The organism is Serratia sp. UGAL515B_01, from assembly GCF_033095805.1.
In the GTDB taxonomy this organism is placed as follows: Bacteria; Pseudomonadota; Gammaproteobacteria; order Enterobacterales; family Enterobacteriaceae; genus Chania.
In genome coordinates this window covers 3,739,526-3,762,152 of sequence record NZ_CP109901.1, presented here as the reverse complement: position 1 = coordinate 3,762,152, position 22,627 = coordinate 3,739,526, and the positions used below count along the sequence as shown (strand labels likewise).

Genomic DNA, 22,627 nt, shown 5'->3' with positions numbered 1-22,627 from the left:
CTTATTGAGAACTATGGATATAAGCTACTTTATCAGCCATTTCACATCAGCTTAATGCACGTGATTAACGCGCTTGGAGCTGTTCTGGCAAAATGGCTACAACTATTATTATGCCAGCCTGACAGGTACTAGGTCAGCCATGTTACTTAACCCAAAATTATTTGACTAGCGTTTCGGGGCCGAAGTGCTATCCCTAATGATTAATTCGCTGTCTAAGAGCCTTGAACCGTTGTTGACTACTTGCCCGTGTAACTGCTCTAGCAACAGTAGCATTGCTTGTTGACCAATCTGGAAACGGGGTTGAGCCACTGTTGTCAAAGGTGGGTCACAATATTGGGTCAACTTGATATCGTCAAAACCGACAATAGAGAGGTCTTGTGGTATACGAAAGCCCATTTTTTTTGCTTGGGATAGTACGCCAATAGCAATGGTGTCGCTATGACAAAAGACGGCCGTAGGCGGTTTTGGTAGTGCCATCAACGATGCCAACGCTTTTGCCCCTGCTTCGTAAGAAAAATCACAGCGAGTTATATAGCTGCTCTCGATGTCAATGCCATTTCGACGTAAGGCCTGAATGTAACCTTGTAAGCGATAATGGCTGAGCGGCATATTTTCTGGCCCAGCCACACATGCTATCCGTTTATGGCCAAGTTGTTGTAGATAATTTACGGCTTCAAACGCAGCTGTCAGGTTATCGATATGAACGGTTGGTAGCTCAAGTTCCGGTGCAAACTCGTTGGCCATCACCATGGGAGGCAAGTTGCGCTGTTCCTCTTTGCTGGCGTCGAAGGGCAGATTTGAACCGAGCAGCAGCATTCCGTCAATTTGCTTGGTGATGATCAGATTGACGAAGGTTCGTTCCTGCTGATGTTGCTGAGCGCAATCACCGATCAGTACCAGATAGCCATGCTGGGCTGCAGTTTGCTCGATCCCCTGGATCACATCGGCGAAAAATGGATCGCAGATGTTCGGGACAATCACTAGAATGGTGCGGGATTCATTGCGTTTGACACTCCGTGACAGAGCATGAGGCGAGTAACCCACAGCCAACACGGCCTGCTCTACTTTCTGACGCGTTGGAGTTGATACCTTCTCTGGGTTCATGAGCGCGCGCGATACGGTTGCCGTTGAAACGCCAGCCATTTCGGCAACGTCTTTCATGGTTGTCATGGATAATTCTTTTTTGTGTTCCAACGCCTTTCTCCTTGCGTCAGCTTCATGCTAACGCCGCTACTTCAGTTTGTTCATACATTCTGGCATTTGTTGATGTAATTATTTTTTAGCGCCATTGACGTTCAAACATTCTAAACAGATTACGATCTGTTTTTGTTACCTAGTTTGCATAAAAAGTGTGATGTTAGAGGTTTTTTCGTATCAACTCGCAAAATCAAGGGCAAGTGTTTGGGTCTATCAGCCCTAGAATCAGGATTTTTCGTTTTAGCTATCGATGGGGTCGACGTCCAATGTCCATTTCACTTTACGTGCCTGTGGCAAGCTCCCAATCAGCGGTAATGTGTTTTTCATAAGTTGCTGCAATAGGCGCCGCGAAGGATGTTGTAGTAACAGTTGCCAGCGGAATCTGCCTCCGCGTTTTGGTTGCAATGCAGGGACTGGCCCCATCACCCACAGTGAATCATCTTTTAGTGGGCTTGCTTCTAACAGATTGCGCAGTTGCTGAAGGAACAACGAGGCTTGCTGGTTATCGTGGTCTTCCGAACGCACGATAACATGATTGGTATAAGGGGGAAGAAATACGCTGTTGCGCTCTGCCAGCGTTTGCTTGGCGAAAGCGTCGTAACCTTGCTGCAGTAATATCTGGAGTAATGGATGGTCCGGGTGATGGGTTTGCAACAGAACTTCTCCCTGTTTGCCAGCGCGCCCAGCACGGCCTGAAACTTGAGTATAAAGCTGAGCAAAGCGCTCAGCAGACCGAAAGTCCGCTGAGAACAGCGCACCGTCAACATCCAGTAGTGCAACTAGGGTTACATTCGGAAAATGGTGGCCTTTTGCCAACATTTGTGTCCCTATCAGGATCCGTGGGCCGCCGCGGTGAATATCGACCAGATGCTGCTCCAGTGAGCCTTTACGGCTAGTGGTATCACGATCGATACGGGTAATGGCGGTTTCCGGGAACAGCGGGGCCAGTTCATTTTCCAGCTGTTCGGTTCCAACGCCAATAGAAACAAGGTGTGTCGAACCACACTGTGGACACTGATAGGGAACTGGGCGTTGACTGTCGCAGTGGTGGCAGCGTAACTGGCGCTGATTTTGATGGAACGTATAGTAGCGATCGCAGCGCTGACACTCGGCGATCCATCCGCACTCATGACAAAGAAGCGCAGGTGCGTATCCACGTCGATTCAGGAACAACATCACCTGATTGCCGTTTTTCAAATGATGTTGCATGCTTTTCAATAAAGGCTGAGAGAGCCCGACCTTCAGTGGCAGGCCTTTTAAATCTATCAGATGCTGATTCGCCAGTTTGGCATTACCTGCTCGCTGAGTCAGTTTTAGCTGACGATATTTGCCTAACTGCACGTTATGCAGTGTTTCTAGAGCAGGGGTGGCAGAGCCCATAACCATAGGGATATTTTCTTCATGGGCACGGAATACCGCCAGATCGCGGGCGTGGTAACGCCAACCCTCCTGCTGTTTATAAGAGCTGTCATGCTCTTCGTCGATAATGATTACGCCCAGGCGTGAGAAGGGGGTAAACAGCGCTGAACGCGTACCGATCACGATTGCGGCTTCACCACTGCGAGCACGTAGCCAAACGGCCAGCCGCTCGCTATCGTTAAGACCAGAGTGAAGCACGTCTATCGGGGCATTAAAACGTTCACGAAAGCGGGCGATAGTCTGCGGGGTTAAGCCGATCTCAGGTACCAGAACCAACGCCTGTTTACCTTGCGCCAAGATGTTTTCCAGGACGCTGAGATAAACCTCCGTTTTACCCGAACCGGTGACACCAGCCAGCAGCCAGGCAGCAAAGCTATCGTCTTCGCTGCGGATAGCGCCCACCGCCGTAGCCTGTTCGGTATTGAGTCTCAGGCGTTCACCAAGCACTTCAAAACCGGGTCGCCAGTCTAGCGTTGCCACCGCTTGCGCACGGATTTCACTCAACCCTTTGACACGTAACGCTTGTAATGCGCTTTCTGTCAGGTCCAACTCATTGATCTGATGGCGATACACCGGCCGCTGTAGCAGAGCTGCCAGTGCTTGTTGTTGTTTCGGAGCACGTCTTAGACTTTCCGGTGGTGTGGCCCGCCCCTGTTCGGTGGCAAACCATTGCCATAGAGGGGCACCTTCGGCGGGTTTTCCCTGCCGCAACAGGATCGGCAAGGCGTGGAAGAGTACTTCACCAATGGGATAATGGTAGTATTCGCTGGCCCACCGCAGTATGCGCCATAGGCTGTTGGAAAACAGCGATTGGTTATCCAGCAAGCCTTCGATGGGCTTGAGCTTTTCCAAGGGCAGTTCACTGGTCTCACTGCACCCGGTGATGATACCTATCGCCCGTTGTTTTCCCCAAGGTACTCTGACACGCGCGCCGATAACCGGCTGTAGGTCTTCTGGCAGCAGATAATCGAAGGTACGGGCGAGGGGAACCGGCAGAGCGACGTGTACAACAGGCATGTGGCGATCCAGCTAGAAAAGGTTGTCGGTTAGTTTACACTGCTGGCCGTTAAATGTGCTCATACTCGTCATGCATCAAGTTGCCAGTGTGTGTGCTGCGTCCACTCGGCTACCTTTTGGCTTATCCCTTTCTGGGCTTGCAAGTCGTGCACAAATTTATTTATGACGGATTTGTTGGGCGTCCTAGCCATCAATAATTCGCGATGCTGCCGGGGACTTACGAGTTTGCTGTCTGTCGGCAACTCGAATTATTTAGAGTACATGCGATTGCGCAGTGTATTTTATTCTGTATAATTTGCCGCCTTTGGTATAATTCCATACCAAAATCGATCATCAACTACGTGTGGTGTCTGGCGGAACAAGGCTGGATAGCGACACGGCCTTAACTGAGGTTTCCCATGAAACAAGGTATCCACCCAAAATACGAAGAAGTTACTGCTAACTGCTCTTGCGGTAACGTGATCAAAATCCGTTCTACAGTGGGTCACGATCTGAACCTGGACGTTTGTGGCGAATGTCACCCGTTCTATACGGGTAAGCAGCGTGACGTTGCTACCGGTGGCCGCGTAGACCGCTTCAACAAGCGTTTCAGCGTACCAGGCACTAAGAAGTAATATTTCTTGCTGTCGGATGAAAAAGGCGCCCTCGGCGCCTTTTTTCTTGTCTGCAATCCACACATTGCACCGGCCTCTGGCGGCGGCATCAATATTCCCAAGTATCTGGGTCAACACCCAACTCACGCATCAGCACTTTTGCGGCTTCCGGGATTTCATCACTGCGTTCTTTGCGCAGGTCTTCATCGTTCGGTAGCGGCTGGCCGGTAAAAGCATGTAGGAATGCTTCGCACAGCAGTTCGCTATTGGTGGCGTGGCGCAGGTTGTTTACCTGGCGACGAGTGCGTTCATCAGTCAGGATTTTCAGCACCTTCAGCGGGATGGATACCGTGATTTTTTTTACTTGCTCGCTTTTTTTACCGTGTTCAGCGTAAGGGCTGACATACTCGCCGTTCCACTCAGCCATGGGATACCTTAAAATTTGTCAGAAAATTTACAAAATTCTAAAAACCGGCTAATTATGCCCGATCTTCACTGTTCTCACTAAATAAATGTCAATTTTACGCGACAAGAGTCACTGAGTCCGGTCAATGAATAGGCATGGCCTACGCGTATCGGGTTAACATCTTACTGAGATCACAAATCTCCATAATTTTAGCGGTTATTGTCTCTTTGCTCAATCTATACGCAAAGAAGTTTAGATGTCCAGATGTATTGACGTCCATTTGCTCTGCGGTTAATCTTGAGATCTTATATATCCACTTTTCGAGAGCTGAGCCACCCTATGACGCGTAAACCAGCCACGATTGCCGTACGTAGCGGTCTGAATGACGACGAACAGTACGGTTGTGTTGTCCCGCCGATCCATCTTTCCAGTACCTATAATTTCCCTGACTTCAATCAACCCCGTGCTCATGATTACTCGCGTCGCGGAAATCCGACGCGAGATGTGGTGCAACGTGCGTTGGCTGAGCTTGAAGGGGGGGCGGGGGCGGTCATGACCGGCAGTGGGATGTCAGCAATTCACCTGGTGACAACGGTTTTTCTCAAACCAGGCGATCTGTTAGTGGCTCCACATGATTGTTATGGCGGCAGCTATCGCTTGTTCGATAGCCTGAGTAAACGTGGTGCCTATCGCGTGTTGTTTATCGACCAGGGTAATGAAGCCGCGTTACAACAGGCATTGGCTCAAAAACCGAAACTGGTACTGATTGAAAGCCCAAGCAACCCACTGTTGCGGGTGGTGGATATTGCGGCAATTTGTAACGCGGCGCACGAAGCAGGTGCCCTGACCGTGGTGGACAACACATTCCTCAGCCCTGCGTTGCAACGACCGATCGAACTGGGTGCTGATTTGGTTGTGCATTCCTGTACCAAATACCTCAATGGTCATTCCGATGTGGTTGCTGGGGCGGTGATCGCCAAAGATAAAGATTTGGCCGTTGAGCTGGCATGGTGGGCGAACAATATCGGTGTGACTGGTGCAGCGTTTGACAGCTATTTGCTGTTGAGGGGGATCCGCACCCTGTCGCCGCGAATTAAGGCGGCACAACACAATGCCGCGGCAATTGTCAGTTATTTACAGCAGCAACCGTTGGTCAAAAAGCTGTATCATCCCTCCCTGCCAGAACACCCAGGCCATGAGATAGCTCGCCGTCAGCAGCGAGGTTTTGGGGCCATGCTCAGTTTTGAACTGGACGGTGATGAAGCGCTTTTGCGCCGTTTTTTGTCTGCACTGGAACTGTTTACGCTGGCAGAGTCATTGGGTGGTGTAGAGAGTTTGATCTCACATGCGGCGACCATGACCCATGCAGGCATGGTTCCAGAGGCGCGTGCCGCAGCAGGTATTTCCGAAAGCTTGCTGCGTATTTCCGTTGGAATTGAAGACAGCGAAGATCTGATTGCCGATCTGGAACAAGCTTTCCAGGCGGCGGTAACGAGGTAAGCATGAATGCAATTGCGCTAGCAGGGCCGGTGACGGGTCGTCAACTGCACAAATTTGGTGGCAGCAGTCTGGCAGATGTTAAGTGTTATCTGCGGGTTGCCGGTATCATAGCCGAATACAGCCAATCAGGTGACATCGTGGTCGTCTCTGCGGCTGGCAGTACCACTAACCAATTGATCAACTGGCTCAAATTCAGCCAGAGCGATCGCCTTTCCGCCTATCAGGTGCAGCAGGCGCTGCGCCGTTATCATAGCGAACTGATCGGTGGCCTGTTACCACTAGAAATGGCAGAACCGTTAATTGCCGAATTTGTCCGCGATCTTGAACGCTTAGCGGTCCTGCTGGACGGTAACGTGGATGATGCGCTCTACGCCGAAGTGGTGGGGCATGGTGAAATCTGGTCAGCACGCCTTATGGCCGCAGTCCTCAATAAGATGGATATGCAGGCAGAATGGCTGGATGCACGTGACTTTCTCCGCGCTGAACGAGCGGCACAGCCGCAGGTAGACGCAGGCCGCTCTTACCCGTTATTGCAACAGCTGCTGGTGCAACACCCAGGCAAACGCTTGGTGGTGACGGGGTTTATTGCGCGCAATGACAAGGGTGAAAGCGTGCTGTTGGGGCGTAACGGCAGTGACTATTCTGCAACCCAGATTGGTGCGTTGATTGGTGTAGAACGCGTGACGATCTGGAGTGATGTTGCGGGTGTCTACAGCGCCGATCCGCGCAAAGTGAAAGATGCCTGTCTGCTACCTCTGCTGCGCCTGGACGAAGCCAGCGAACTGGCACGTCTTGCAGCACCGGTTCTACATACCCGTACCTTGCAGCCTGTGTCTGGTAGCGATATCGATCTGCAGTTGCGTTGCAGCTACCAGCCTGAACAGGGTTCTACGCGTATCGAGCGTGTGTTGGCTTCCGGTACAGGGGCCAAAATTGTGACCAGCCATGATGATGTTTGCCTGATCGAACTCAGTGTGGCTCCACGGCATGATTTCCAATTAGCGCAGAAAGAACTAGAGCTGGTTCTGAAGCGTGCACAGATCAAACCTTTGGCTGTCGGCGTTCATTCTGACCGTAATCTTATCCAGCTGTGTTATACCGCTGAAATCGTGGGTAGCGTTTTGCGCATCTTGCAGGAGGCATTGCTCCCTGGTGAATTGCAACTCCGTCAAGGGTTGTCGTTGGTAGCCTTGGTTGGGGCTGGTGTGTGTAAGAACCCGTTACATAGCCATCGTTTCTACCAGCAATTGAAGGATCAGCCCGTCGAGTTCATCTGGCAGGCAGAAGATGGCATCAGTTTGGTAGCGGTGTTGCGTCAGGGGTCAACCAGCTTGTTGATTCAGGGCTTGCATCAGGCACTGTTCCATGCAGAAAAACGTATTGGTTTGGTGTTGTTTGGTAAAGGGAATATTGGTTCTCGTTGGCTGGAACTATTTGCGCGTGAACAGAAAAATCTCTCGGCGCGTAGCGGCTTTGAGTTTAGCTTGGCAGGGGTAGTGGACAGCCGCCGTAGTTTACTGGCTTACGAGGGTCTAGACGCTAGCCGTGCATTGGCCTTCTTCGAAGAGGAGTCCAAGGAGCTTGATGAAGAGTCGCTGTTCCTGTGGATGCGTGCTCATCCGTTTGACGATCTGGTGGTGCTTGATGTTACTGCCAGTGAGGCTCTGGCTGAACAGTATCTCGACTTTGCCAGCTATGGTTTCCACGTGATTAGTGCCAATAAGCTTGCGGGGGCATCGGGCAGCGATAATTACCGTCAGATCCGCGATGCGTTTGCCAAAACGGGCCGCCACTGGCTGTATAACGCCACGGTAGGTGCCGGTTTGCCGGTAAACCACGCTGTACGCGATCTGCGCGACAGTGGTGATAGCATCTTGGCGATCAGCGGTATTTTTTCTGGCACGCTTTCATGGTTGTTCCTGCAGTTTGATGGCACCGTGCCATTTACTGAGTTGGTTGATCAGGCTTGGCAGCAAGGGCTGACGGAACCAGACCCGCGTGTTGATCTGTCCGGGCAAGACGTAATGCGCAAACTGGTGATACTGGCGCGTGATGCAGGTTACGACATTGAACCTAATCAGGTGCGCGTTGAATCATTGGTCCCTGCAGGCACAGAAAATGGTTCTATCGATCAGTTCTTCGAGAACGGTGATACGCTCAATCAGCAAATGCTGCAGCGTTTTGAAGCCGCGAATGAAATGGGCTTGGTACTCCGCCATGTGGCACGTTTGGATGTTAATGGTAAAGCTCGGGTGGGGGTTGAGGCTGTACGGCCTGAACATCCCTTGGCCTCGTTACTGCCCGGCGACAACGTGTTTGCCATTGAAAGCCGTTGGTATCGTGACAACCCTTTGGTGATCCGTGGGCCGGGTGCTGGACGTGATGTTACTGCTGGTGCGATCCAGTCGGATCTTAACCGTTTGGCACAGTTACTTTGATTCCTGAAGGGCGCAGTTTATGCCTGCGCCCTTTTACTGTCTGCGATCATGAAATTCTCTCATGCTGTTTGAGGATTACTCATGGTATTCCCTTCACTTTCCTGTTGACTCTTCAAGTTATATACGGCATTTTCTATCTAGACGTCTAAACGTATAGACGCTTATTCTCTAAGTGATTCGAGTTGTATGCAGGCGGAAAGTCCGAGAGTCGCTAGGAGCTAGCCCACTGTGTGACTGGTGCGACAAATCTAGCCGGATGCAGCCAACGCTCATGCAACTTGAAGTATGGCGAGTGAAATAAAGTAGAACAGTGATCGATAAGGAACGGACAGGGTATGAGTTTTTATCACGCAAACCAGCGGGAAGCGCTGAATCAGAGTTTGGCAGAGATAAGTGGCCAGATTAATGTGTCGTTCGAGTTTTTCCCGCCGCGTACCAGCGAGATGGAAGATACCCTGTGGCAGTCAATTGACCGGCTGAGCAACCTCAAGCCTAAGTTTGTTTCCGTCACTTATGGTGCAAATTCAGGTGAGCGCGATCGCACTCATAGCATTATCAAAGGAATTAAGGACCGGACCGGCCTAGATGCAGCACCGCATCTGACCTGTATTGACGCCAGCACGGCACAACTGCGTGATATTGCCGCTGACTACTGGAACAACGGTATCCGCCATATTGTTGCTTTACGTGGCGATCTGCCACCGGGTGGAGGTAAGCCCGACATGTACGCTACCGATCTGGTTGCGTTGCTGAAAGATGTCGGTGATTTTGATATTTCTGTGGCAGCTTACCCGGAAGTGCATCCAGAAGCGAAAAGTGCACAGGCAGATTTGATCAACCTGAAGCGTAAAATTGATGCCGGAGCTAACCGAGCTATCACTCAGTTTTTCTTCGACGTAGAAAGTTATTTGCGTTTTCGTGACCGTTGCGTAGCCACGGGTATTGATGTGGAAATCGTGCCAGGTATTCTACCCGTGTCCAATTTCAAGCAGTTACAGCGTTTTGCGGCTATGACCAACGTGCGTGTACCAAACTGGATGAGCAGCATGTTTGCAGGTTTGGATGAAGATCCGGAAACCCGCAAGATGGTTGGTGCTAACATCGCCATGGACATGGTGAAGATCTTGAGCCGCGAAGGTGTTAAGGATTTCCACTTTTATACGTTGAACCGTGCGGAAATGAGTTACGCTATCTGCCATACTTTGGGTGTACGCCCAGTGGCGGCATAACTCGTTAATCATCCAGAAAAGCGCTGTGTTATCACGGCGCTTTTTTATTGTATGCAGAAAACCCCCAGCTAGGCTGGGGGTTCAGAACGGTTTACCGTTCTAGCCGGTATTGCGCATTCCGGCAGCGACACCAGCAATGGTGACCATCAGCGCTTGTTCGACCCGCGCATCCGGTTGTTCTTGCTGGCGTGAACGGTGCAACAGTTCGGCCTGTAAGACGTTGAGCGGATCGGTGTAAACGTTGCGTAATGCAATCGACTCAGCAATCCAAGGCAAATCAGCCATCAAGTTGTCGTCGTTGGCGATGGTCAGAATAACTTTGATATCACTTTCCAACTGTTCGCGCAGCTGTTTGCCCAGCGGCCAGAGGGACTCATCCACCAGACGCTGATCGTAGTATTCGGCCAACCACAGATCGGTCTTGGCGAACACCATTTCCAGCATGGCGATACGGGTGGAGAAGAATGGCCAATCGTGACACATAGCTTCCAACTGTTCCTGCTTACCGGCCTTAACGGCTTCCTGCAGACCCGCACCGGCACCCAACCATGCAGGCAGCATCAGACGGTTCTGTGTCCAAGCAAAGATCCACGGGATGGCGCGCAGGCTTTCTACTCCGCCATTGGGGCGACGTTTGGCTGGGCGTGAACCTAACGGCAATTTCCCCAGTTCCTGCTCTGGCGTAGCAGCGCGGAAGTAATGAACGAAGTCCGGATTTTCCCGCACATAGGCGCGGTACATTTTGCATGAAGTTTCCGACAGCTCATCCATCAGCGAACGCCACTCTTTCTTTGGTTCTGGCGGCGGCAACAGGTTAGCTTCCAGAACGGCTCCGGTATAGAGCGCTAGGCTACTGATAGTGACTTCTGGTAGACCGAACTTGAAGCGGATCATTTCGCCTTGCTCGGTTACGCGCAAGCCTCCTTTCAGACTACCCGGTGGTTGCGACAGCAGTGCCGCGTGCGCAGGTGCGCCACCCCGGCCAATCGAACCGCCACGGCCATGGAACAGGGTCAGTGCGACACCGGCTTTCTCACAGGTTTTGATCAAGGCATCCTGTGCACGGTATTGCGCCCATGAGGCGGCCATCACACCAGCGTCTTTTGCCGAATCTGAATAGCCGATCATCACCATCTGCTTGCCTTGAATAAAGCCGCGATACCAGTCGATGCTCAGCAGTTGCGTCATGACATCATCGGCGTTATTCAGATCGTCGAGTGTTTCGAACAGTGGGGCGACCGGCAGCGCGAATGGGCAACCCGCCTCTTTCAGCAACAGGTGTACGGCCAGTACATCAGACGGTGTGCGTGCCATAGAAATCACGTAAGCAGCGATTGAGCCTTGCGGTGCTTCGGCGATAACCTGACAAGTTTCCAGCACTTCTTGAGTTTCAGGGCTTGGTTCCCACTTCAACGGCACCAACGGACGTTTGGAATTCAGTTCGCGGATCAGGAAGGCCTGTTTGTCGGCTTCCGACCAGCTTTCGTAATCACCCAATCCCAGATAACGAGTCAGTTCAGCAATAGCTTCAGTATGACGGGTGCTTTCCTGGCGCACATCAATGCGAACCAGCGGTACGCCAAAGCAGCGAACGCGGCGCAGGGTATCCAGCAATTGCCCGTTGGCAATGATACTCATGCCACAGGCCGCTAATGATTGATAGCAGGCGTACAGCGGTTCCCATAGCTGTTCGTTGTTTTCCAACAGGTCGTGTGGGCGCAGCACACGCTCGCCTTTCAGCTGGCCTTCAAGATAAGCTTGAGAGTTCATTAGTTGGCTGCGCAGGCGCTTCATCAGTTCGCGGTAAGGTTCCTGAACCTCATCACCACCCGCCAGCTCACGCAGTTCAGGGGTGCATTCGGTCATCGATAGCTCGGACACCAATACCTGAATGTCGCGGGTGAACAGATCGCAGGCCTTCCAGCGGCTCAGTAACAAGACATGACGGGTGACTTCTGCCGTTACGTTCGGGTTACCGTCGCGATCGCCCCCCATCCAGGAGGTAAAGCGAATGGGTACCGCTTCTACCGGCAGGAGGTAATCGATGGAATTTTCTAATTGCTCGCTAAACTCACGCAGGAAGGCAGGCACCCCTTCCCACAGGCTATTTTCCACCACCGCAAAGCCCCACTTGGCCTCGTCGATAGGCGATGGGCGATTTTTACGGATCTCGTCGGTATGCCAGGATTGCGCAACCAATTGACGCAAACGACGCATGATTTTATTACGTTCGTAGTCAGCCAGATCGTTGTGGTCTAGCTGGCTGAGGCAGGTGTTAACCTCAACCAGTTTATGAATCAGGGTACGGCGGGTAATTTCTGTTGGGTGTGCCGTGAGTACCAGCTCGATAGAAAGGTCATTCACTGCCTTTTGCAGCTCTTTGTTACTCAGCTGTTTGTCTTTAAGCCGTACAAACAGTTGGGCCAGTGCTTCTGGATTACTGGCAGCCTCACCATGAGGTGAAATGCTGTGATATTGCTCGGCAACGTTGGTCAGGTTCAGGAACTGGCTGAAGGCGCGGGCAACGGGTAGCAGTTCATCGTTAGACAGGTTTTGCAATGTTGATAGCAACTCCTGTCGATGCGCTTCATTACCGGCACGTGAAGATTTGGAAAGCTTACGGATGGTTTCAACGCGATCGAGAATATGCTCGCCTAGCGCTTCTTTGATGGTATCGCCGAGCAATTTGCCGAGCATACTGACATTACTTCGCATTGCCGAATATTGTTCGTTCATATAACCCCTGGCCCAGTTCTCTGTATACTCACTATCTCCCGGGTGGTGGTGCTGCTGCTCACCACCACCTGAAAGCCGTGAGTACATGATTTCTCATCTTGTAAGTAAATTTCACGTGTCTGGCAAAGACCGACTGTTTTTCCAGCCACGTTCCTGTCCAATTATCAATTGACACTATTTTTAGCAAAAAAACATCAAATTCAGCGAATTTTCTGAAATTTAATTACGGAACGTTGATTATCAGTCTGGCTTATTAGCCTCATTGCCTACTTGTTAGGAGGTAGAGAAACGATAAGCCATCCCCCTACCTGTACTCAGGATTTATTGCTGGCAAAAATGGTCGACCAGCTGCCCCAATAGCTTGCGCGTCGGCTCAATAAACGCGGTATCGAGATACTCATCGGGTTGATGCGCTTGGTTGATCGAGCCCGGGCCTAGAACCAGCGTCGGACAGACTTCTTGGATAAATGGTGCTTCAGTGCAGTAGTTAACAACCTCGGTGCGTGAACCCAGCAGTTTTTCGATCACGGCCACCATATGATGATCGGTTGGGCATTCGTAACCAGGGATTGGCGGATGCAGTTCATCGATCGACAAACGTCCCGGCCAACGCTGGCTAACAGGTGCCAGTGCTTCATGTAACAGTTCGTTGATGTTATCCAGCGTCATGCCTGGCAGTGGGCGGATATCCATATGCAACTCACAGCAGGCGCAGATGCGGTTAGCGGCATCACCGCCGCTGATATGGCCGAAGTTCATGGTTGGATAGGGGACAGCGAACGCCGGGTTGTTGTAGCGCTCTTGTAGCGTCTTACGCAATTCCATCAGATGACCGATGGATTCATGCATCAGGTCGATCGCGTTGACTCCACGGGCCGGATCGCTCGAATGCCCTGATTTGCCGACGATACGGATTGCATTGGAGATATGCCCTTTGTGTGCGCGTACCGGCTTCAAGGAAGTGGGTTCACCAATAATGGCAAAATCCGGGCGAACTTTGTTAGACGCTGCGAAGTAACGTGCGCCAGCCATCGTCGTTTCTTCATCTGCTGTTGCCAAAATATACAGTGGCTTGGTCAGTTTGCTGGCATCGATATCGCGTACTACGTCCAGGATAAAGGCAAAGAAGCCTTTCATGTCAGCGGTACCCAATCCATATAGCTTGTTGTCGTGCTCAGTCAGGGTAAAGGGATCTCGTGTCCAGCGGCCTTCATCGTAGGGTACCGTATCGGTATGGCCTGCCAGCAACAGGCCACCGCTGCCTTCACCGATGCTTGCCAGCAGGTTGAATTTATTGCGGGTGCCTGGCACGGGTTGGACGTCGACGCGAAACCCCAAATCGTGGAACCAGCCAGCCAGCAAGTTGATTAATGCTTCATTACTCTGATCGAGGGCACCATCGGTGGCACTGATCGATTTTGTCTCGATCAATGCCCGGTACAACTCAATAAATGGAGGTAATTTCATCTTCACTGTTGACAGCCTTTGGTTAGGATAGTATCAATATTCATGCATTTATTTTGAATAAAAATACAGTAAACAAGAGCGTAAGGGAAATATGCCCATGTGTGTCGAAAAACATCAACGCTCTACCACGTGGGTGAACCGCGCAACAACGCGACCAAGCCCCATTACCTGGGTCGCCAGAGACTCTGATTGCTAGCCAAGAAGGTGAAAAGCCACATGTTGAATACGCTGATTGTTGGTGCCAGCGGTTATGCTGGAGCAGAGCTTACGGCTTACCTGAATCGCCACCCACATATGAACATAACCGCTTTAGCGGTTTCAGCGCAAAGCACAGATGCAGGAAAATTACTTTCTGACCTGCATCCTCAATTAAAAGGTGTCGTCGATCTGCCTTTGCAACCACTGGTTGACGTTGCTGAAGCGGCTAAAGGCATCGATGTTGTATTCCTTGCGACCGCACATGAAGTCAGCCATGACATCGCCCCTGCTTTTTTGGCGGCCGGCTGTGTGGTGTTCGATCTTTCAGGTGCTTTCCGCGTTCAGGATATTGATTTTTATAGCCAATATTATGGCTTTAAACACCAGCATGCGGATTGGTTGGCAAAAGCGGCATATGGCTTGGCGGAATGGCAGAGTGAAAGGATCCGCCAGGCTCAACTGATTGCTGTGCCGGGCTGTTACCCAACGGCGGCACAACTGGCGTTGAAACCCCTACTCGATAAGCAGCTGTTGGATCTGAATCAATGGCCAGTCATCAATGCCGTCAGCGGTGTGAGTGGTGCCGGGCGTAAAGCGAGTATTACCACCAGCTTTTGTGAGGTCAGCCTTCAGCCTTACGGCCTTTTCAACCACCGTCATCAACCGGAAATTGCTGCCCATCTCGGCGTACCGGTCATTTTTACCCCTCATCTGGGTAATTTTTCGCGTGGTATTTTGGAAACCATCACCTGCCGTCTGCAAACCGGTGTTACCGAGCAGGATGTGGCTGCGGCGTATCGTGCGGCTTATGACGACAAGCCGCTGGTACGGCTATATGAAAAAGGTATTCCAGCACTGAAATCGGTGGTGGGCCTACCATTCTGTGATATCGGTTTTGCCGTGCAAGGCGAACACCTGATTGCGGTGGCTGCTGAAGACAATCTATTGAAAGGGGCGGCTGCTCAGGCGGTTCAGTGCCTGAATATCCGTTTTGGGTTCTCGGAAACCCAGTCATTAATCTAAGGTCTGCCCAACAGATTTCAAGCTGCAATGATGCGCTAACCGGTGACATGCGGTAGCTTGAAAGAGAGTTGGCAAGTGTGAGTAAAACAGCAATGAATCCATTAATTATCAAGTTGGGTGGCGTGCTTCTGGACAGTGAAGAAGCGCTGGAGCGCTTGTTTTCCGCGCTGGATGTCTATCGCCAAGCACATCAGCGGCCGTTGGTGATCGTGCACGGTGGCGGTTGCGTGGTGGACGAGTTAATGAACAAGCTTTCCCTGCCGGTCGTCAAGAAAAACGGTCTGCGGGTTACACCTGCCGATCAGATCGACATCATAACGGGTGCCTTAGCGGGTACGGCGAATAAAACCCTATTGGCGTGGGCTGTAAAACATAAAATCGATGCGGTTGGGCTCTGCCTGGCTGACGGTGGGAGTGCTATTGTTACGCCGTTGGATCCCGAGCTAGGCCACGTCGGTAATGCGCAACCAGGTTCTCCGGCACTGCTCAATACCCTGTTGGCTGCCGGTTATCTACCTGTGATCAGTTCCATCGGCATTACCGCCGAAGGTCAACTGATGAACGTGAACGCCGATCAGGCCGCGACGGCATTGGCCGCCACGCTGGGGGCGGATTTGATTCTGCTGTCGGATGTCAGTGGCATTCTCGACGGCAAAGGGCAGCGTATCGCGGAAATGACAGCACAAAAAGCAGAACAACTGATTGCTCAAGGCATTATTACCGATGGTATGGTGGTGAAGGTGAATGCGGCACTGGATGCGGCGCGCACGCTTGGCCGCTCGGTGGATATCGCCAGTTGGCGTAATGTCGAAAAGCTTCCTGCTCTCTTTAATGGTGTGCCTATTGGTACCCGGATCCTCGCTTAAATTTAGTATTAAAAAGGAATAATACAATGAAAAATAAAGGCATAAAAAAAATCGTCCTGGCGTACTCTGGTGGCCTGGATACCTCTGCCATCATTCCGTGGCTGAAAGAAAACTACGGTGGTTGTGAGGTTGTTGCCTTCGTAGCGGATATCGGCCAGGAGCGTAGCGATCTGGAAGGCGTTGAGCAGAAAGCGCTGCAATCCGGTGCCTCTGAGTGTCATGTTGTCGATCTGCGTGAAGAGTTTATCCGTGATTACGTTTATCCGGTGCTGCAGACGGGGGCATTGTACGAAGGCAGTTATCTGCTCGGTACTTCGATGGCGCGTCCGATTATCGCCAAAGCCCAGGTTGAGTTGGCACTGAAAGTAGGCGCAGATGCGCTGTGCCACGGTGCGACGGGTAAAGGCAACGATCAGGTGCGTTTTGAAACCACCTATACCGCGCTCGCACCACATTTGAAAGTGGTAGCACCGTGGCGTGAGTGGGACTTGCGTTCCCGTGAGGCGCTGTTGGATTACCTGAGAGAACGTGATATCCCAACGACCGCATCATTGGAGAAGATCTATAGCCGGGACGAAAATGCCTGGCATATCTCTACTGAAGGTGGCGTGCTGGAAAGTCCATGGAATGCGTCAAACAAAGATTGCTGGGTATGGACAGTTGATCCACAGGAAGCACCGGATCAGCCTGAACAAGTGACGGTGACCGTAGAGAAAGGGTGTGTTGTTGCCGTAAATGGTAAAGCAATGAGCCCGTATAAATGCTTGGAAACCCTGAACGTGCTGGGTGCCAAACACGGCGTTGGCCGTATCGACATCGTAGAAAACCGTTTGGTTGGCATTAAATCCCGTGGTTGCTACGAAACCCCTGGAGGCACCATCATGGTGGCCGCACTGCGTGGTGTTGAGCAATTGGTTCTGGATCGCGATAGTTTTAAATGGCGTGAGCAGTTGGGCCTAGAGATGTCCTACGTAGTCTATGATGGCCGCTGGTTTGCCCCATTGCGTCGTTCCATTCAAGCTTCTGCGCAAGCACTGGCTGAAGAAGTGAACGGTGAGGTGGTATTACAACTGTATAAAGGCCAAGTGACGGCGATCCAGAAAAAGTCTGCCAATAGTCTGTACTCAGAAGAGTTTGCCACCTTTGGTGAAGACGAAGTTTACGATCACAGCCACGCGGGTGGCTTTATCCGTCTGTTCTCGCTCTCTTCCCGTATTCGTGCGTTGAACGAGAAGAAAAAGTAACCTTGGTTTAGCGTCAATTCTAGGGGGCGCAGCATGCTGCGCCCTTTCGCATACTTATTCAGGAGTAAGATTATGGCACTTTGGGGCGGAAGGTTCAGTCAGGCGGCAGACCAGCGGTTCAAACAGTTAAATGATTCTCTGCGCTTCGACTATCGCCTGGCGGAACAGGATATTGTGGGTTCCGTCGCCTGGTCAAAAGCGCTGGTGACCGTCAACGTATTGACGCCAGCAGAACAACAGCAACTTGAGCAGGCACTGAATGTGCTGCTGGAAGAAGTGAGGGACGACCCGCTGGCGATTGTTAAAAGTGATGCTGAAGACATTCACAGTTGGGTGGAACAGAAGCTGATCGATAAGGTCGGCGACTTGGGTAAAAAATTGCATACTGGCCGCAGCCGTAACGATCAGGTCGCTACCGATTTGAAATTGTGGTGCAAACATCAGGTCAGTGAACTACATCAGGCACTGGTACAGCTACAACAAGCGTTGGTTGAAACCGCAGAAGCCAATCAAGACGCGGTAATGCCAGGTTATACCCACTTGCAGCGTGCACAACCTGTGACTTTTGCCCACTGGTGCCTGGCATATGTTGAAATGTTGGCGCGTGATGAAAGCCGCTTGCAGGATACCTTGAAGCGTCTTGACGTTAGTCCGTTAGGTAGCGGTGCTCTTGCGGGAACGGCGTATCCGATCGACCGTGATCAACTCGCTGGGTGGTTGGGTTTTGCGTCTGCCACGCGAAACAGTCTGGACAGCGTTTCTGACCGCGATCACGTGCTGGAACTGCTGTCTAATGCCGCTATCAGCATGGTACACCTGTCGCGTTTCGCCGAAGATCTTATCTTCTTCAACAGCGGAGAAGCCGCATTTGTCGAGCTTTCGGATCGGGTAACGTCGGGTTCATCTTTGATGCCGCAAAAGAAAAACCCGGATGCGCTGGAACTGATCCGTGGCAAGTCTGGCCGTGTGCAGGGGGCGTTAACGGGCATGATGATGACGTTGAAAGGCTTACCGTTGGCCTACAACAAAGATATGCAGGAAGACAAAGAAGGGTTGTTCGACGCGCTCGACACCTGGATGGACTGTTTGCAGATGGCTGCCTTGGTTCTCGATGGTATCCAGGTGAAACGCTTACGTTGCCGAGAGGCGGCGCAGCAGGGTTATGCCAACGCCACAGAACTTGCCGATTACCTGGTAGCTAAAGGGGTTCCATTCCGTGAAGCGCACCACATCGTTGGTGAAGCGGTGGTGGAAGCCATTCGTCATGGAAAACCGTTGGAAGACCTGCCGCTGGCAGACCTGAAGAAATTTAGCAACGTGATTAGCGACGATGTTTATCCGGTTCTGTCACTGCAATCCTGTCTGGATAAGAGGGCGGCCAAGGGAGGGGTTTCCCCGCAACAGGTCGCTGAGGCGATAGCCGAAGCCAAGAAACGGTTGTTTTAATTTGTGGATTGAGAACTGACTTCGTTATGGCGCAGCAAGCTGCGCCTTTGTTATTCCACTTAATTATTCGCCAGAATAACGCTCTTGCCTCGCATCACAGCCTAGTTGTCTCGAGAGTGTAGAAAGCAACTTGAGATGTCTTTTTGCCTTGTTGATAGGCAAATACTGATTAACCCTTTAATTAAGATGATAAATTTTTAGCGTTGACGATATTCTTTTTCCTTGGCGAGTATTATTCACTCTAGGGGTTGATAGTTATAATCACTCGTTGGTATCTTATCTATCGCCATGAGCTATCATGGTATGGAGGGTAACAATGAATATTCGTGATTTAGAATACTTGGTCGCCTTGGCTGAGCACCGCCATTTCCGGCGTGCTGCCGATTCGTGCCATGTCAGTCAGCCTACATTGAGTGGGCAGATCCGCAAGCTGGAAGATGAGTTGGGTGTGATGTTGCTCGAGCGAACCAGCCGTAAAGTGTTGTTCACTCAGGCGGGTTTATTGCTGGTGGAACAGGCGAGAACCGTGCTGCGTGAAGTCAAAGTTCTCAAGGAAATGGCAAGCCAACAGGGCGAAACGATGTCCGGACCTTTGCATATCGGTCTTATCCCCACCGTCGCACCTTATCTCTTGCCACATATTATCCCAACGCTGCATAAAACGTTTCCCAAGCTGGAATTGTACCTGCATGAAGCGCAGACTCACCAATTATTGGCACAACTGGATAGCGGTAAGTTGGATTGCGCCATCTTGGCTTTGGTGAAGGAAACCGAAGCTTTTATCGAGGTGCCGTTGTTTGATGAGCCGATGAAATTAGCGGTGTATTCGGACCACCCATGGGCGCACCGTGACAGTGTGGCGATGCCTGATTTAGCGGGAGAGAAATTGCTGATGCTGGAAGATGGTCACTGTTTGCGTGACCAGGCTATGGGTTTTTGCTTCCAGGCCGGTGCAGATGAGGATACCCATTTCCGTGCAACCAGTCTGGAAACACTGCGTAATATGGTGGCGGCAGGCAGTGGGATAACGCTGTTACCCGCTCTTGCAGTACCACGTGAACGTGAGCGTGACGGCATTTCCTACCTAGATTGTTACAAGCCAGAACCGAAACGTACCATCGCTCTGGTATATCGCCCCGGTTCTCCGCTGCGTAGCCGCTACGAGCAGTTGGCTGAGGCGATCTGTCAGCACATGCAGAATGTCATGGGCATGGCCTTAAAACAGGCGGTTTAAACCGTTGAGTGCGGCAACACGGTAGGCCTCCGCCATAGTCGGATAATTGAAGGTGGTATTAACAAAATACTCGATAGTATTGCCTTCACCTTTCTGTTCCATGATCGCTTGGCCAATGTGAATGATCTCTGCCGCACGTTCACCAAAACAGTGGATCCCAAGGATCTGCAGCGTTTCACGGTGGAAGAGGATCTTCAAGCTGCCAACGCTCACTCCGGCAATTTGCGCTCTAGCCAGATGTTTGAACTGAGCGCGTCCCACTTCGTAGGGCACTTTCATTGCGGTCAACTCTTGCTCGGTTTTGCCAACAGAGCTGATTTCCGGAATGGTGTAAATACCGGTTGGAATGTCTTCAATCAGGTGCCTGCTACCCTCGCCAGAGGAAATTGCCCTGGCGGCAATACGTCCCTGATCGTAAGCTGCTGAAGCCAGGCTTGGGTAACCAATGACATCGCCGACAGCATAGATGTGCGCCACCGCGGTTTGGTACATGCTGTTAACCTTGAGTAGACCTCGGCTATCGGCTTCCAGGCCGACATTATCAAGACGCAGCGAATCGGTGTTACCGGTACGGCCATTGGCGTAAAGCAGGCAATCCGCCTTCACTTTTTTGCCGGATTTAAGGTGAACGATAACACCGTCATCCGTCCCCTCGATCTTCTCGAACTCCTCGTTGTGGCGGATCACCACCCCGTTATTCCAGAAATGGTAAGACAAGGAGTCTGACATTTCCTGATCGAGGAAGGCCAGCAAACGATCACGCGTGTTAATCAAATCTACTTTCACGTTCAATCCACGGAAGATTGAAGCGTACTCACAGCCAATCACCCCTGCGCCATAGATAATCACATGACGTGGTTCATGGTTCAGTTCAAGAATGGAGTCACTGTCATAAATACGTGGATGCTTAAAATCAACGTTGTTTGGATGATAGGGCTTTGAACCGCAGGCGATGACGATATGATCGGCGCGGATGGTATCTTGAGTGCCGTCCTTATATTTCACGCTGACGGTATTTGCGTCGACAAAGTGAGCATCACCAGCAAACAGTTTGCATTGATTACGTTCATAAAACCCTTGGCGCATTCGGGTTTGCTGGTTAATGACGTTATCAGCGTGGTGTAAAATGTCGGGGAAGGTTGCACTGAGAGTGCGTGAATTATTGTAAAGTGGGTTTTGATTGAATTCGATGATACGGCTGACAGCATGGCGGAGGGCTTTCGAGGGGATGGTTCCCCAGTGTGTACAACCGCCACCCACATTATTATACCGCTCAATCACGGCAACGTGAAAACCCTGTTTTACCAACCCCATAGCGGCGCCTTCACCACCAGGGCCCGAGCCAATAACAATGGCGTCAAATTGATAGTGCTGTTGCATGTGGAAGTGACCTGTTCTTATACAAATTTACAACGGTATCTTAACACCATCGTGTTGCCAGCCCAATGAACATTAGGCTTTTTGGGACAAAGCGCAATCGATGTGATACGGAACTGTGACAAGACGTGTTTGTCTATAATGTTGTTGCCATAAATTTGCTATATTGCCAGTTCTGCGACGTTAGACTGAGAGAAGGGATGTTATCCAGATATGCATATGGGCGTCAGAGCACAACAAAAAGAACGGACGCGTCGTTCCCTGATTGAAGCGGCTTTCAGCCAACTCAGTGCTGAACGTAGTTTTGCTAGCCTTAGCCTGCGCGAAGTCTCGCGTGAAGCAGGTATTGCTCCCACTTCGTTTTATCGTCATTTTCGCGACGTGGACGAACTTGGCCTTACCATGGTGGACGAGAGCGGTTTGATGCTGCGCCAGTTGATGCGACAAGCACGCCAGCGGATTGCCAAAGGTGGAAGTGTGATCCGAACGTCGGTTTCTACCTTTATGGAGTTTATCGGTAATAATCCTAATGCCTTCCGATTATTATTACGCGAGCGTTCCGGAACTTCCGCCGCCTTCCGTGCAGCGGTAGCGCGAGAAATTCAACATTTTATCGCTGAACTGGCAGATTACCTTGAGCTGGAAAATCATACGCCGCGCAGCTTTACTGAAGCGCAGGCGGAAGCCATGGTGACTATTGTGTTTAGTGCCGGTGCCGAAGCTTTGGATGTTGATATCGAGCAACGGAGGCAGCTTGAAGAACGTTTAGTCTTGCAGCTACGGATGATTTCCAAAGGGGCTTACTACTGGTATCGCCGTGAACAAGAGAAAGCATCTGTATCCCACGTATATAAAGGTGAAAGTGATGGAAAAATCATGTCGTGAGAATGGAACGTTGATGCTGGCATTTATTGCTGGCCTATCTATTAACGGCGCTTTCACCGCGCTGTTCAGCTCTGCAGTGCCGTTTTCGATCTTCCCGTTGATTGCTTTAGCGCTGGCGGTATATTGCCTGCATCAGCGTTACCTGAATCAGCCTATGTCCGATGGTATACCAAAATTGGTCGCAGCCTGCTTCCTGTTGGGGATACTCGCATTCAGTGCCTACGTGCGTGCGGAATATCCACAGATGGGTTCTAACTTCCTGCCGGCGCTTATTTGCGTGGCACTGGTTTTCTGGATTAGTTTGAAACTGAAAGCGCGTAAAGCACAGGTAGAAAGGTCTTTGCAATAAAAA

General features: G+C 51.2%; 17 protein-coding genes. 11 read left to right on the top strand and 6 right to left on the bottom strand.

From position 1 onward, the window contains the following. Positions 1-165: 165 nt before the first annotated feature. Together cytR and priA are read right to left on the bottom strand one after the other, a co-directional pair. Complete coding sequence (gene cytR, locus OK023_RS16965) at positions 166-1,194, bottom strand: DNA-binding transcriptional regulator CytR (RefSeq protein ID WP_317693813.1); 1,029 nt, start codon at positions 1,192-1,194, stop codon at positions 166-168. Positions 1,195-1,437: 243 nt separating this feature from the next. Continuing rightward, the gene (gene priA, locus OK023_RS16960; protein ID WP_317693812.1) at positions 1,438-3,633 is read right to left on the bottom strand and encodes a primosomal protein N'; all 2,196 of its coding nucleotides are present in this window, start codon (positions 3,631-3,633) and stop codon (positions 1,438-1,440) included. Between the two features lie 398 nt (positions 3,634-4,031). Between priA and rpmE the strand changes: the two genes are divergently transcribed. Continuing rightward, positions 4,032-4,247 carry a 50S ribosomal protein L31 gene (rpmE, locus tag OK023_RS16955; RefSeq protein WP_317693811.1) on the top strand — a complete coding sequence of 72 codons (216 nt, stop codon included), beginning with the start codon at positions 4,032-4,034 and terminating at the stop codon, positions 4,245-4,247. An 88-nt stretch (positions 4,248-4,335) separates the two neighbouring features. Here rpmE and metJ read toward each other — a convergent pair whose 3' ends face one another. Beyond that, on the bottom strand, positions 4,336-4,653 hold the full coding sequence (gene metJ, locus OK023_RS16950) for a met regulon transcriptional regulator MetJ (RefSeq protein WP_006317756.1): 318 nt from the start codon (positions 4,651-4,653) through the stop codon (positions 4,336-4,338). A 318-nt stretch (positions 4,654-4,971) separates the two neighbouring features. On the opposite strand from metJ, the gene metB reads away from it, so the two are divergent. The 3 genes from metB to metF all read left to right on the top strand — a co-directional run bounded on the left by metB (position 4,972) and on the right by metF (position 9,799). Beyond that, positions 4,972-6,132: a cystathionine gamma-synthase gene (gene metB, locus OK023_RS16945; RefSeq protein ID WP_317693810.1), complete on the top strand. Its 1,161-nt coding sequence runs from the start codon at positions 4,972-4,974 to the stop codon at positions 6,130-6,132. A 2-nt stretch (positions 6,133-6,134) separates the two neighbouring features. After that, positions 6,135-8,570 carry a bifunctional aspartate kinase/homoserine dehydrogenase II gene (locus OK023_RS16940; RefSeq protein WP_317693809.1) on the top strand — a complete coding sequence of 812 codons (2,436 nt, stop codon included), beginning with the start codon at positions 6,135-6,137 and terminating at the stop codon, positions 8,568-8,570. A 335-nt stretch (positions 8,571-8,905) separates the two neighbouring features. Further along, on the top strand, positions 8,906-9,799 hold the full coding sequence (metF, locus tag OK023_RS16935; protein WP_317693808.1) for a methylenetetrahydrofolate reductase: 894 nt from the start codon (positions 8,906-8,908) through the stop codon (positions 9,797-9,799). A gap of 99 nt (positions 9,800-9,898) precedes the next feature. Here the strand turns inward: metF and ppc are convergent, their stop codons facing one another. Both ppc and argE read right to left on the bottom strand, forming a co-directional pair. Further along, the gene (ppc, locus tag OK023_RS16930; RefSeq protein WP_317693807.1) at positions 9,899-12,535 is read right to left on the bottom strand and encodes a phosphoenolpyruvate carboxylase; all 2,637 of its coding nucleotides are present in this window, start codon (positions 12,533-12,535) and stop codon (positions 9,899-9,901) included. Positions 12,536-12,856: 321 nt separating this feature from the next. Continuing rightward, complete coding sequence (gene argE / locus OK023_RS16925) at positions 12,857-14,002, bottom strand: acetylornithine deacetylase (RefSeq protein ID WP_317697786.1); 1,146 nt, start codon at positions 14,000-14,002, stop codon at positions 12,857-12,859. Between the two features lie 216 nt (positions 14,003-14,218). On the opposite strand from argE, the gene argC reads away from it, so the two are divergent. The 5 genes from argC to oxyR all read left to right on the top strand — a co-directional run bounded on the left by argC (position 14,219) and on the right by oxyR (position 20,013). Then, entirely contained in the window at positions 14,219-15,223 is a 1,005-nt protein-coding gene (gene argC / locus OK023_RS16920) for an N-acetyl-gamma-glutamyl-phosphate reductase (protein ID WP_317693806.1), read from the top strand. A gap of 92 nt (positions 15,224-15,315) precedes the next feature. Beyond that, positions 15,316-16,089, top strand: a complete 774-nt coding sequence (argB, locus tag OK023_RS16915; protein ID WP_317697783.1) for an acetylglutamate kinase — start codon at positions 15,316-15,318, stop codon at positions 16,087-16,089. A gap of 26 nt (positions 16,090-16,115) precedes the next feature. Next, entirely contained in the window at positions 16,116-17,333 is a 1,218-nt protein-coding gene (locus OK023_RS16910; RefSeq protein ID WP_317693805.1) for an argininosuccinate synthase, read from the top strand. A gap of 72 nt (positions 17,334-17,405) precedes the next feature. Continuing rightward, complete coding sequence (gene argH / locus OK023_RS16905; RefSeq protein WP_317693804.1) at positions 17,406-18,779, top strand: argininosuccinate lyase; 1,374 nt, start codon at positions 17,406-17,408, stop codon at positions 18,777-18,779. A 316-nt stretch (positions 18,780-19,095) separates the two neighbouring features. Beyond that, entirely contained in the window at positions 19,096-20,013 is a 918-nt protein-coding gene (oxyR, locus tag OK023_RS16900; protein WP_317693803.1) for a DNA-binding transcriptional regulator OxyR, read from the top strand. Here oxyR and sthA read toward each other — a convergent pair. Continuing rightward, positions 19,996-21,393 (bottom strand): Si-specific NAD(P)(+) transhydrogenase, encoded by a 1,398-nt coding sequence (gene sthA, locus OK023_RS16895; RefSeq protein ID WP_317693802.1) that lies wholly within the window; start codon positions 21,391-21,393, stop codon positions 19,996-19,998. The genes oxyR and sthA overlap by 18 nt on opposite strands. 216 nt (positions 21,394-21,609) lie before the next feature. Between sthA and fabR the strand changes: the two genes are divergently transcribed. Beyond that, positions 21,610-22,275 (top strand): HTH-type transcriptional repressor FabR, encoded by a 666-nt coding sequence (gene fabR / locus OK023_RS16890; RefSeq protein WP_317693801.1) that lies wholly within the window; start codon positions 21,610-21,612, stop codon positions 22,273-22,275. Then, positions 22,256-22,624, top strand: coding sequence for a YijD family membrane protein (locus OK023_RS16885; protein WP_317693800.1), 369 nt, complete (start codon positions 22,256-22,258; stop codon positions 22,622-22,624). The genes fabR and OK023_RS16885 overlap by 20 nt, the downstream gene beginning before the upstream one ends. Positions 22,625-22,627 lie beyond the last annotated feature (3 nt).